At 50.2% G+C, this 12,051-nt stretch carries 13 protein-coding genes; 10 read left to right on the top strand and 3 right to left on the bottom strand.

Annotated elements, in window-relative coordinates; genetic code table 11:
- Together AQR02_RS34465 and metE are read left to right on the top strand one after the other, a co-directional pair.
- Positions 1 to 296, top strand: a 296-nt coding sequence (locus tag AQR02_RS34465) for an undecaprenyl-diphosphate phosphatase (RefSeq protein WP_280818633.1), incomplete at its 5' end; no start/stop codon positions are given.
- A gap of 386 nt (positions 297 to 682) precedes the next feature.
- Entirely contained in the window at positions 683 to 2,974 is a 2,292-nt protein-coding gene (gene metE / locus AQR02_RS17280; protein ID WP_054941543.1) for a 5-methyltetrahydropteroyltriglutamate--homocysteine S-methyltransferase, read from the top strand.
- 189 nt (positions 2,975 to 3,163) lie between these two features.
- Here metE and AQR02_RS31430 read toward each other — a convergent pair whose 3' ends face one another.
- A complete protein-coding gene (locus AQR02_RS31430) occupies positions 3,164 to 3,316 on the bottom strand; it encodes a DUF1540 domain-containing protein (protein WP_076108838.1) in 153 nt (50 codons plus the stop codon).
- A gap of 408 nt (positions 3,317 to 3,724) precedes the next feature.
- Between AQR02_RS31430 and AQR02_RS17275 the strand changes: the two genes are divergently transcribed.
- Positions 3,725 to 4,855 carry a DUF4349 domain-containing protein gene (locus tag AQR02_RS17275; RefSeq protein ID WP_054941542.1) on the top strand — a complete coding sequence of 377 codons (1,131 nt, stop codon included), beginning with the start codon at positions 3,725 to 3,727 and terminating at the stop codon, positions 4,853 to 4,855.
- A gap of 30 nt (positions 4,856 to 4,885) precedes the next feature.
- Positions 4,886 to 5,293 carry a GNAT family N-acetyltransferase gene (locus AQR02_RS17270; protein ID WP_054941541.1) on the top strand — a complete coding sequence of 136 codons (408 nt, stop codon included), beginning with the start codon at positions 4,886 to 4,888 and terminating at the stop codon, positions 5,291 to 5,293.
- 79 nt (positions 5,294 to 5,372) lie between these two features.
- Here the strand turns inward: AQR02_RS17270 and msrB are convergent, their stop codons facing one another.
- Both msrB and AQR02_RS17260 read right to left on the bottom strand, forming a co-directional pair.
- A complete protein-coding gene (msrB, locus tag AQR02_RS17265) occupies positions 5,373 to 6,359 on the bottom strand; it encodes a peptide-methionine (R)-S-oxide reductase MsrB (RefSeq protein WP_054941540.1) in 987 nt (328 codons plus the stop codon).
- A gap of 98 nt (positions 6,360 to 6,457) precedes the next feature.
- Positions 6,458 to 7,078: a TVP38/TMEM64 family protein gene (locus AQR02_RS17260; protein WP_054941539.1), complete on the bottom strand. Its 621-nt coding sequence runs from the start codon at positions 7,076 to 7,078 to the stop codon at positions 6,458 to 6,460.
- A gap of 135 nt (positions 7,079 to 7,213) precedes the next feature.
- On the opposite strand from AQR02_RS17260, the gene AQR02_RS17255 reads away from it, so the two are divergent.
- The 6 genes from AQR02_RS17255 (at position 7,214) to AQR02_RS17230 (ending at position 11,843) form a co-directional block, all read left to right on the top strand.
- Entirely contained in the window at positions 7,214 to 8,149 is a 936-nt protein-coding gene (locus tag AQR02_RS17255; protein WP_054941538.1) for a Gfo/Idh/MocA family protein, read from the top strand.
- 25 nt (positions 8,150 to 8,174) lie between these two features.
- Positions 8,175 to 8,498, top strand: coding sequence for a hypothetical protein (locus AQR02_RS17250; RefSeq protein WP_054941537.1), 324 nt, complete (start codon positions 8,175 to 8,177; stop codon positions 8,496 to 8,498).
- A 126-nt stretch (positions 8,499 to 8,624) separates the two neighbouring features.
- Positions 8,625 to 8,942 carry a winged helix-turn-helix transcriptional regulator gene (locus tag AQR02_RS17245; protein WP_039875309.1) on the top strand — a complete coding sequence of 106 codons (318 nt, stop codon included), beginning with the start codon at positions 8,625 to 8,627 and terminating at the stop codon, positions 8,940 to 8,942.
- 338 nt (positions 8,943 to 9,280) lie between these two features.
- On the top strand, positions 9,281 to 10,003 hold the full coding sequence (locus tag AQR02_RS17240; protein ID WP_054941536.1) for a hypothetical protein: 723 nt from the start codon (positions 9,281 to 9,283) through the stop codon (positions 10,001 to 10,003).
- 187 nt (positions 10,004 to 10,190) lie between these two features.
- Positions 10,191 to 10,916, top strand: a complete 726-nt coding sequence (gene ric, locus AQR02_RS17235; protein ID WP_082451886.1) for an iron-sulfur cluster repair di-iron protein — start codon at positions 10,191 to 10,193, stop codon at positions 10,914 to 10,916.
- A gap of 228 nt (positions 10,917 to 11,144) precedes the next feature.
- Positions 11,145 to 11,843 (top strand): hypothetical protein, encoded by a 699-nt coding sequence (locus AQR02_RS17230; protein WP_054941535.1) that lies wholly within the window; start codon positions 11,145 to 11,147, stop codon positions 11,841 to 11,843.
- Positions 11,844 to 12,051 lie beyond the last annotated feature (208 nt).

Genomic DNA, 12,051 nt, shown 5'->3' with positions numbered 1-12,051 from the left:
GCTCGACGATTTCCGGAGGCGTGCTGCTCGGGATGAGCCACCGGGCTGCGGCGGACTTCACCTTTATTATGGCAGTGCCGATTATGGCTGGTGCAAGCCTGATCTCGCTGATCAAGAACTGGCAGTATTTCACGCTGGATGCGCTGCCGTTTTTTATCGCAGGCTTTATCAGCGCCTTTCTGTTCGCACTGCTCTCGATGCGCTTCTTCCTGAAGCTGATTAACCGGATCAAGCTGCTGCCGTTCGCAATCTACCGGATTGTGCTGGCTGTAGTGGTCTATCTGATCTGGTTCTAAGCAGCGGACCGAATGTACCCATAAACCTAATTTATAGCCAGTATATTGGAACGGCAGTGCCTCCCGCTTAAGGGAAGGTATTGCCGTTTCTGTGCGTTCTCTCCGTTGTTTCCGGTCTTTTGGAGTGGAAATCGTGAGGGGGAAGTTCGGGAGATTATGCTGCATAAGCATCAGTGCGAAGTTCCTTGCGGCATCTGCTATAGGGAATGTGTATAGCTGGAAAGCCCGGAATCTGTTGCGGCTGCCCCCTGTGATTCAGTATGATGGCATCAGATTAGGAAAGCGGGCAGCGGCAGAACACGAAAGCCAGGCGCTTGCCTCATGATTTCAATACAGCATATAACAACGATATTTATATGTTTATTCTAAAATAGGAGTGAGACAAAATGGCTAACAAGATTACAACGAGCAGTCTCGGGTATCCGAGAATCGGCAGAAACCGGGAATGGAAGAAGCTGCTTGAAGCGTATTGGGGCGGTAAAATCAGTGAGGAGGTCTTCCGCACAGAAATGGCCGGACTTCAGCTTCAGCATCTTAAAACACAGCAGGAGGCAGGCATCACGCTGATCCCGGTCAATGATTTCACGTTCTATGATCATGTGCTCGATACGGCCGCCATGTTCGGCATTATCCCGCCGCGTTATGGTTATGACGGAGGCGAGGTCTCCCTTGATCTTTATTTCGCCATGGCACGCGGCAATACCGGAGCGACCGCCTGCGAAATGACCAAATGGTTTAATACGAATTATCACTACATCGTACCTGAGATCGGGGACCAGCCCCCTCGCCTGACAGCCAACAAGCCGCTTGCCGCATACCGGTTCGCCAAGGAGCAGGCGGGCATCGAGGGCAAACCTGTTATTACCGGGCTCTATACCTTCCTTAAATTATCCAAAGGGTTCCCGGCGGCGGATATTCGGCTGGTTGCAGAGCGTTTCCTGCCTGTCTATGTGCAGCTGCTGCAGGAATTGCAGCAGGAGGGTGTAGCCTGGGTACAAATCGATGAGCCTGCGGTTGTAACAGGGCTGACTACTGAAGATATCACGCTGCTGGAGTCCATTTACAGCAGAATCGCCGCAGAGGTGCCGGGGCTTAAGCTGCTGCTCCAGACTTATTTTGAAGCCGCAGAGCCGCTGGAAGCCCTGCTGAACCTACCCGTACAAGGTATCGGCCTTGATTTCGTTCATGACGGCGGCGCCAATCTGGAGTCGATCCGGCGGCTGGGCTGGCCGGAGGATAAATGGCTCTTCGCTGGCATTATTGACGGACGCAACATCTGGCGCAGCGATGCCGATGCCAAGCTGGAACTGGTCAGCCAGCTGAGCACCCATGTGCCGGCCAGCCGGCTGATTCTGCAGCCTTCCTGCAGTCTGCTGCATGTGCCTGTATCGGTACAGGGTGAAGACCGGTTGAAGAGCACAGTGAAGAATGCCCTTGCCTTCGCGGATGAAAAGCTGGCGGAGATGAGCCTAATCGCCGCCGCAGCCGGGGATGAGCAGGACAGCTATGCAGCAGCACTGGCTGAAAGCCGTGAGGCGCTGGCGATCTTCCGCACGCTGCCGGAACGCGGGCGCCAGGATGTAGCGGAGCAGGTCCGCGCGCTGCAGCAGCTTCCGGACAGCCGCAGCCTGCCGTATGCAGAGCGGCTGAAGGTGCAACGCGAGAAGTGGCAGCTGCCGCTTCTGCCGACAACGACCATCGGCAGCTTCCCGCAGACGGCTGAGGTGCGCCAGGCCCGGCTCAAATGGCGCAAAGGCGTGTGGAACCAGGAGCGGTATGACGGCTTTGTCCGCCAGCAGATTGCGGATGCCATCGCTTTTCAGGAGGAGCTTGGGCTTGATGTGCTGGTGCACGGAGAGTTTGAACGGACGGATATGGTAGAGTTCTTCGGCGAGAAGCTGGCCGGATATCTCTTTACCAAAGGCGGCTGGGTACAGTCCTATGGCTCACGCTGCGTGAAGCCGCCGGTCATTTATGCCGATGTCGCCTTCATTGAACCGATGACGGTCAAGGAAAGTGTCTATGCCCAGTCCTTGACGAAGCTGCCGGTTAAAGGGATGCTGACCGGGCCGGTGACCATTCTCAACTGGTCCTTCGTGCGGGATGATCTGAGCCGCGAGGCGGTAGCGAAGCAGATTGCGCTCGCCCTCCGGCATGAGGTGCAGGCGCTGGAGCAGGCCGGAATCGAAATGATCCAGGTGGACGAGCCGGCCATCCGCGAGGGGCTGCCGCTGAAGGCGGAAGACCATGAGCAGTATTTGAACTGGGCTGTCAGATCGTTCCGGATCGCTACGAACCCGGTGAAGGCTACGACGCAAATTCATACCCATATGTGCTACAGTGATTTCAATGACATGATCGGATCGATCTCGGCGATGGACGCGGATGTCATCTCCATTGAAACCTCACGCAGTCACGGGGAGCTGATCGTCAGCTTTGAAGAGCAGGAATATGATAAAGGGATCGGACTAGGCGTATATGATATCCATAGTCCGCGTGTGCCGAACGTGAAGGAAATGACAGTGAGCATTGAACGGGCTTTGCGCGTGCTGGATGCCGAGCAGTTCTGGATCAATCCGGACTGCGGGCTGAAGACAAGAGGGTGGGAGGAAACCGGAGCTGCCTTACGCAACATGGTTCAGGCGGCAGAGATTATTAGGAAGGAAGCCAGATTATAACCGGCCGGCCAGCCTGGGGAAGGGATTCCCCCGGCTGGTTTTTCAACTTACAGGCAATATAAAACGCCACCACATTCCTGCAGCAGCGTTGTTACAGATTTTTTCATGTAAACACTTGATAATAATTCTCATTCTTGATAGAATGAGAAACAGAAAAGAAGGAACCGTGGAGGGTCCCTTCTGAGTCACTTATTTACTTTCGAATGTTTTGCAATCTGTTTCTTCAGATTGCGTAGGCTCCTTGGAGCTGTGATAAGCTACAAAAATGGATTCAGCATTACATTTGTTCTCTTCAGCCCAGTAGGTGCAAGAGTTCACTGCACACAGTACGTCTTTTGCCATGAGGGTCACCTCCCCTTATAGTAGATTGGTAATATGCTCAGTGCAAGTTAGCGCTGCTCTGTTCAGTCAAGGTGGAGCTTGTCCGAACAGAACCTTACCCTTATTCTTATGAACAAAGGGTATTTGGGGTTTCTTGCCTTTTTCAGACATAATAATTGTAGCAAATATAAAGGGAATTCGCAAACAGGAATGTTCAGCCGCTGAATGTTCCTGTTTTTTTGTCCGGATTGTTAATTTTGGAAAAAAAGGCTCAAAAAAGGCTTCGGATCCACAGTTTCTCCTGCAACCTTCCAGCATCTGGAACGTCAAAGGGTTAGGCGGATTATCACATAAATAGACAAAAGGTAACCGTCGGAACTGTTATTACAAAAGAAACAGGATGTCCACTACACTTTTGGAGGAATGAGAATGCGAAAATGGGGTCTGTATTACTTGTTGGGATTATTGGTTTTGGCGGTTGTACTGGCAGGCTGTGGTTCTAGTAATGATAATTCGGCAGCTAATTCAGCCAGCACAACCAACATGAAGGCAGATCAAGCAGCAGCGAATGCACCTGCGGAGGAAGCAGCACCAGCTGCCGTTGAAGTTGGTACAACCGCAAGCTCAGCTGATGCTAATGCTGCCCCCGGAACTAAAGGAATGGCAGTCAAGAGTCCTAATACAGAGCAGACGGCAGACGCAGGGGCGGGTTTAACCGGTACCGATGTGGTAGCGGGGCTGAATAAGAAGCTGATTTATAAGGCAAACCTCACTATGGAAGTCGAAGATTATGCTGCTGCACAATCTGAAGTGCGGAATATGATTACGCTGGCCGGCGGATATATCATTGGATTCACGGAGAGCATGTCCGAATACGAAAAAGGCGGGACCTTTATTATGAAGGTTCCTGCGACCGGATTTTCACCTTTTCTAAATAATTTGGAGAAGATCAAAAATGAGGGGATTCAGCGGAATATCGAAGGCCAGGATGTGTCGGAAGAATACGTGGATCTGGAGTCGCGGCTAAAAGCCAAACAGCTGATGGAGAGCCAATATATTGAATTTATGAAAAAAGCGACCAAATCCGCGGATCTCGTGGCTTTTGCCAATCAGCTTGGTGCAATTCAGGAGGAAATCGAGCAGATTAAAGGCAGAATGCGTTATATTGATCAGAATGTATCGTTCTCAACGGTGGAGCTGCGGCTCTATCAGACCGACAAGAGTATCGCGGATATCCAGCAAAAAGAACAGGGGCCGCTGCTGACGCGGGCTTCCGATGCGCTGACGAGCAGTCTGCATGCCTTGTCCGTCATGTTCCAGTGGCTGTTCGTTTTCTTGGCGGCTGCACTTCCTATCCTGATTGTCGCGGGAATCATTCTTGTTATCGTGCTGTGGCTGCGGAAAAAGTTGAAGCGGCGTGATGGCGATTATCTGCAGCGGATCCGGGCGGCTAATCGTGCGCAGAACCGGGAATTGCCTGGCCGGGACGGTGGAGAAGAAATACATGGTGATGCTCCACCCGCAGAGGAAACCGGGAAAGAGACAGAGAATAAAGGTTGATACGCTGTATATAGAAGTGGGGGAATCGTAGTGATTTATTCTTTTCGGACGGAACTTCCGGACAGCAATGATTATTATAATCTGTTTCAATCGACCGGCTGGAATGCTGAAGAGCTGTGGACGAGAGAAATGCTGCAGGAAGCCGTTAGAAACAGCTGGTATTTCGTATCCGTGTATGAGCAGGAGAAGCTCATCGCTTCCGGCAGAATTGTTTCGGATGGTGTGATCCAGTGCATCATCTGTGATGTGATTGTATTGCCGGATTGTCAGGGCCAAGGGGTCGGTAAGGCTGTGATGGAACATTTAATCGGCCATTGCAGAGCCAAGGGTGTACGGTGGATTCAGTTGTCCGCCGCAAGCGGCAAAGCCGGCTTTTATGAACAATTCGGTTTTGAGATAAGAGCCGCTGATGCACCGGGTATGGGGATGCTGCTGTAAAGCAATTCGTAATAATAAAGCCTCCAATTCCGTATAATCACGGACTGGAGGCTTTGTGGTGTGAAAGGGGCGTTATAGCTTATGCATGCTGGAAAAGCACTTGGTACTCGCCATAGCCCTCTTTTTCCAGATCCTCTTTGGGTACGAACCGCAGTGCCGCTGAATTGATGCAATAGCGCAGGCCGTTCTCGCCGGGGCCGTCGTTAAATACATGACCGAGATGCGAATCGGCAGTTTTGCTGCGTACTTCGGTGCGGATCATCAGGTGGCTGAGATCTGTTTTTTCTTTCACCGCATAGTCGCGGATCGGGCGGGTAAAGCTTGGCCAGCCGCAGCCGGAATCATACTTATCCTGGGAGCTGAACAGGGGCTCACCGGAGACGATGTCCACATAGATGCCGTCGCCATGATGATCCCAGAATTCATTGCGGAACGGCGACTCGGTAGCACTATTCTGAGTTACTTCATATTGCAGTGGGGTTAGCCGCTCCTTGAGGCTCTGTTTATCTTCCTTATGCTTCCAGTGGCTTTCGATGAAGGCTTCCCGGCCGGAGCCCTTCCGGTAACGTTTGTAATGTCCGGGATTCTTATGATGATAATCCTGATGATATTCTTCAGCAGGATAGAATGGTTTAGCTGGAAGAATCGGTGTCACAATCGGTGCTGAGAATCGTCCGCTTGCTGCAAGCGCAGCTTTGGAGGCTTCTGCTTCGAGCCGCTGTTCTTCAGAATGATAGAAGATTGCCGTGCCGTATGAAGTTCCGCGGTCATGAAACTGGCCGCCGGCATCGGTAGGGTCAATTTGCTGCCAGAACAGCTCAATCAGCTTGCTGTACGGGAAAATATCCGGGTTAAACGTAATCTGAACCGCTTCGACATGCCCGGTCGTCTCCGAGCAAACCTCCTGATAGGTGGGATTAACCGTATGTCCGCCTGTATATCCGGAAATGATCCCTTCAATTCCCGGTAAATCTTCAAAAGGGGATACCATACACCAGAAACATCCACCTGCAAAGGTCGCTTTTTCCGTTTTGAAGCCTATATTGTCAGACTGAACATCACTCATAAATATCCCTCCATCCGTAGAATGCAATTAAATAGATCACAATTCAATTTAATTATAAAGCAAAGAGGCGCTGTCTGCCAGCACCGTCCGTTAGCACTTTATCGGCCTTTTGTTCCACCGGTTGCACGCGGGCGCAGAGACAACCCGGCCAGCAAGAGCACAGCGGCATAAAGTACTACTGCGATAGCAGCGCTCCGCGGATGCTGGAATAACTGGCCTCCGAGATACGCGTAGAGTGTGATACCAGGGATTTTACCGAGTCCGGAAGCGGCGAGATAGCTCCAAAAGGGCAAGCCGGCGGCACCGGCATAGATATTTACTGCGGTCTGCGGCACAACCGGAGCAAGCCGGGCCAGGATAATGGAAGCGAACGGACGCCGCTGGACGGCGGATGTGAATTTTTCCAGCGCAGGTACGGAAGCGAGATAGGTCCTGGCTTGGTTTTGAAACAAATATTTAACGAGTCCATACATTATCGCTGCAGCAAGAGTTGTTGCACTCCAGCAAATCAGCGCTCCGGCGAGACTCCCATATGCATAGCCGAACAATCCAATGATTAATTTATAAGGCAGGACCGGAAACAATGCCAGCACCGTTGCGGCCAGCAGGGATAGAAGGGGGCTATGGTCCTCACGCAGCCAGTCCAGCAGATCATATCTGTAGATAAACGCAAGAATAATACCCGAAACATAAAGCGTTACTGTGAGCCATTTTCTCATTTTTACTATGCCCTTTCTTAACCTGTTCTTCTCATCATACTGAAAAAAAAGTAATTAATGAAGCAAAGATCATTGTCCCAGCGGGATGTCACGGTATAATACATCTATAAGACAAGATGTAAAGGAAGATACGCTATGAATACTCCTGTACGTAAAAGAGTGGCGATGATCGGGATCGGCGATATTGCCCGTAAAGTGTATTTGCCGCTGCTCTCCCGCCATGATCAGGCGGAGGTTGTCGGCGTACTCAGTCATTCACAATCCACAGTTCAGGGAGCCGTCCGCTCCTACCGTTTCCCCAAGGGTACGACTGATGTGAATGAGCTGCTGTCCTGGGAGCTGGATGCCGTATTCGTGCACAGTCCTACGACTACCCATTATGAGCTTGTTACGAAATGCCTGGAGCACGGGTTAGCAGTATATGTAGATAAACCTCTTTCTTATGACTTGGAACAATCGCGGCGGATGGCGGAAATGGCAGAGAATAGGGGACAGCTCCTCGCTGTCGGCTTCAACCGCCGCTTCGCACCGATGTATACGGCAGCCAAAGCCTGGCTTGAGAAGGCAGGCGGCATCAGCCATTGCCATGCTGTCAAACACCGCACAAAGCTACAGTCGGGCAGCAGCCATGAGACGATCCATGATGACCTGATTCATATGCTGGATCTGCTGCTCTGGCTGTGCGGCGATGATTATGAGCTGCTTAGAAGCAGCCTCAACTCCGACAATGAAGGCCGGCTGCTGCAATCTTCCGGAATGCTAGGCTGGAATTCAGGCGCTACCGGAATGTACAGCATGGTCCGGGATGCCGGAGCCGACATTGAGAAGCTGGAGCTTCACGGCAGCGGAAGATCGGTGGAAGTATCCGATATGGAACGGGCGACTTTATATGAGAAGGGCTCGCTCCCGCGTACTCAAAGCTTCGGAAGCTGGGATACGGTCCTGGAGCGGAGGGGCTTCAGCGGCGTCGTGAACCATTTTCTAAGTAATATGGATACCCCAAAGCAATGCGGCATTTCTGCTTCCGCCGTATTAGCCAGCCACAAGCTGGCGGCGGAGCTTGCCGATTGACAGATGAACTGAAAGGAGTACGGGCATGGACGATTACCGCAAATCAATGGAGGAACAGATCATCGAGAGCTACAAGCGGGATGAGGAAATGATGATCCTTGTGTTTGCACAGTGGTGTGTGAACAACGGGCTTGACCCGCATGCGCTTTATCTGCAGGCTTACCCGCAGCAGGAAGGCAATGCTGCACTCAGCCGGGCGCTTGCACTAACTGTATCTGAGGAAGAGGCAGGTTATATTTCTGATGATACGGTCCTTGGCGTGCTGTCCTTATACAGCAATGATGACCTGGCGTATGTGGTCACAGAGGCAATTGCCCAGCGGAAGCCGCAGAAAGGCACAGGGGATTGACACCGAGGATATAATAAGGTAGGGCTGATGAACTTTTTTTTGGTAAACGATGTTCATTATGCATTAAATGTGTTAAAATTATATATACTAACTAATCGTAAGTTTCACAACTGAGAGGTGAGAACAATGGAAGAACATCAGCTGACGATGTGCCCGAGATTCGAAACGGCCTTCTCTTTCTTAGGCAAACGTTGGAATGGACTTATTATCCAGACATTGATGAGCGGCCCGAAGCGTTTCAAGGATATTTCCGGCCTGATTCCGTCGATGAGCGATAAGATGCTGTCTGAACGAATGAAAGATTTGGAGTGCGAAGGTATTCTGGTTAGACATGTGTACCCTGAAACACCAGTGCGCATTGAGTATGAATTAACGCCTAAAGGCCGTGCACTTGAGCCGGTTATGCAGCAGATTCAGTCCTGGGCCGAGAGCTGGGTCGAGTAGTCTCTCCGTAAACGTCCTATTGATAGCCCCTTTGATCTGCGTGCCGGAGAAGGGGCTTTTTCAAATTTTAACAAATAAAACTTGCACAATCCACTACAGGATATAATATAATAGAAAAAACTGCTCGCCGCCTATTCAATATTATCGATATTTCGCATAGTTTTTGTGGAAGCGTAACCAAAAGTGGGATATGCTTTCGTGATGTGCTTTCGAAGTAAGTTTTGTCGTAGTGACTCGATGAAGTAACGCTAACAAAACTAAGTGTATGCTTTCGAAGTAAGTTTTGTCGTAGTGACTCGATGAAGTAACGCTAACAAAACTTTTAGGAGGCGAGGAAGATGAAAACCACCTTGTTTTCCCGGGAAATAACCTATGGAAAAGAGGATGTTGCCGAACTGGAAGCCGCTTCGATCAAAGTCCAGCTCCTTTATGATAAAGCGCTGTTCATGCTGCACGGCCATCTTCCCGATTCCTTGTGGGACTCGTGGATTGGTGTGCCCTATGAAATTATCTCTTCTTTATATAAGGGAGACAATGATAGCGGCAGCGTTTTTCAAAAGTGGATTCAAAGTCCTTCCGGCTGGAAATGCATCGGCTGTGAGCGGCATTGCCTGGAGCCTTCAGCAGCTGCACAAGGAAAACCTGCCGGCAATCAGCGGCTGTTTACCTTTCACAACGGTATCCGCCAAAGTATGGTGCTGCAGGCATTAATCTGGTCGATATATGAGAATACCGTGCTTTTCCAGCCGTATCTGGGTGATGAAGCTTTTCTGGACGGCGATGATCTGGATACAATATCTTCCTATTTTGTGCCGACCTATATGAACAAGGTGCGCCTGACGGAGAACGGCAAGCCCTCTAAAGAATATAAAGAAAGTAATATAAAAGTATATCAGGAATGGATATCCGCCCCCGATCTTGTCCTGCAGTGGAACGGCGGGCTGACCGAAGGCAGGTGGATGACCGGCGTGTATGTGGACCATTCCCGTTTTGCCGGACTCGGACCCTATCTGAAGGATGCACAGGGCAAACGGACCTATATGCAGGCTACGGTACAGTGAACAAGTGCAGATATTCAGGTAAAACACCTCTATAAGGGGTGTTTTTTATATGCGGTTTGTCATCAAATCTCCTTGTTCAATAAAATTTTATATATCTGTGCGTACAATCACAAGCTGAGGTTTCGGTGAGCGTTATGGTGTAGGAGTAAAGAAAAACCTAAACCAATAACGTGAGGGAGGGCCCCATATGACGGCCAATCAATTAAACCATACAACAGAGCAGCTTAGCTTTAGCGGCGAGGATCTGGTGAGAGATATCGTACTGCAATTTCCTAAAGCGGCGGATTATTTCAAAGGACAACGGATCGATTTCTGCTGCGGAGGAGTGAAGCCGCTGGCGGAGGCAGCTGCAGAGAAAGGGCTTGATTCGGATGCGATGCTAAGCGATCTGCACAAGCTGGCCCAGGAGCATCCAGTGCTAGAGGAAGACACCAAGTGGAACGGAGCATCTCCAGAGGAACTGGTGGAACATATCGTGAACAAGCATCACCGTTACCTGCGTGAAGAGCTGCCTTTGATCAGCCAGAATGTAACCAAGGTATTCCGTGTCCACGGCGAGGATTCCCCGCATTTGGCCGAAGTCTACCGTTTATTCAACCTGTTGCGTGAAGATCTGCTGAAGCATACAGCACAGGAAGAAGAAATCGAGTTTCCGAAAATGCTGGCCTACAGCGCGAATCCGAGCGAGGAAGGGCTGGCAGAACTGCGCGGGCTGCTGCTGGGTCTCGAAGAGGAACATGATGGGGCAGGGGAGATTTTGCGTGAACTCCGCGCGGTGACGAATGACTTTACCCCGCCCGAGCATGCCTGCACGACCTACCGGTTGACGTATGCCCGGCTTGAGGAGCTGGAAGGAATGACCTTCGAGCATGTGCATCTGGAGAATAACAACCTTTTCCTGCGCTACCAATAAACAGTACGGAACGTAAAAGAAGTCCCTGCGGGGACTTCTTTTGTTGTCCGGCCGTTATTTTGCGGTGTTGAGATCCTTTTTGAGCAGACGGACCTTGTTAGATTCCATATTGCCTTAATTATAAAATCATGTGAAAATAATGAAGCGAAAAGGACACTATACATAAAGACTACATGCCTGAGAAAAATGCTGGAAGCTGTGATCAGGCAAAAGAGGGCGGTGCCGGGAATGTCTGTGAAGTTGATGTGGCGCGTATATCTAGGACTTATATTTATCGTGATCGCGGGAGGCTGTTCTGCGCTTACTAGCAATCCGGAGGGGAACATTGCAGATGCCGGGGCAACTCAGCCTGGATTTTCCCTGAAGGTGGGGGACAACGACCTGACAGGGAGTTCGGGCAGACAGCTTAGTGATGCGTATAAGCAGGAGATAACGATGCAGGAACTGCTCAGGAACAGCGGTCTCGTTACTTTTGCCGAAGACGGATCTACGCTGCTTACTGTAAATAAAGTGTCATTGGCTAAGGATATGGAGTGGGAAATTCAATTGAACGACAAAGTGATTACAGATTTGAACACCAGAGTTAAGCTGGAAGATAAAATGGTGATTTCGGCAAAAGCGGCAGCACAAAACACTCCGTTTCAGCCTGTCATCCTCACAGTGAACGGCGGGAGTGAGCAGCCGGCTCTGACTCATTCATACGTTCTGCCGTTTACCGAGAATCTGTCTGTAAGGGCACTGCTGATGAGCAGCGGAATTATTCAATTGGCTGAGAATAATAAGACTGTGCTGACTGTCAAGGAGTACAAACCGCTCACCAACGAGGGATGGAAGCTGAAATTAAACGATAAGACGCTGCTGGACAGCGGTATCGATATGAAGCTGAGAATACAGGATGAACTGGAGTTATCACTAGTACTGCGATAGTTATGCTGTAATGTAACTAGTCTTTTTCTATAGCCATGTTTCTCTGTTGCCGCTAACGGCTGCAGAGGAACATGGCTGTTTTATTCGGAAATATCCACTGAATCCTTGTAAGCTAACACGGCATGTAAATTGTGAAAAGATTCACATTTAATGTGATTGCAATCACAAATGCCATTCAAATTTAAAATGTATAATTCTCTTACGAGAT

Origin of the sequence: Paenibacillus ihuae (assembly GCF_001368795.1) — a bacterium.
Taxonomy (GTDB): Bacteria; Bacillota; Bacilli; order Paenibacillales; family Paenibacillaceae; genus Paenibacillus_AQ; species Paenibacillus_AQ ihuae.
The sequence above is the reverse complement of the archived record's forward strand: the minus strand, read 5'-3'. Positions and strand labels throughout refer to the sequence as shown.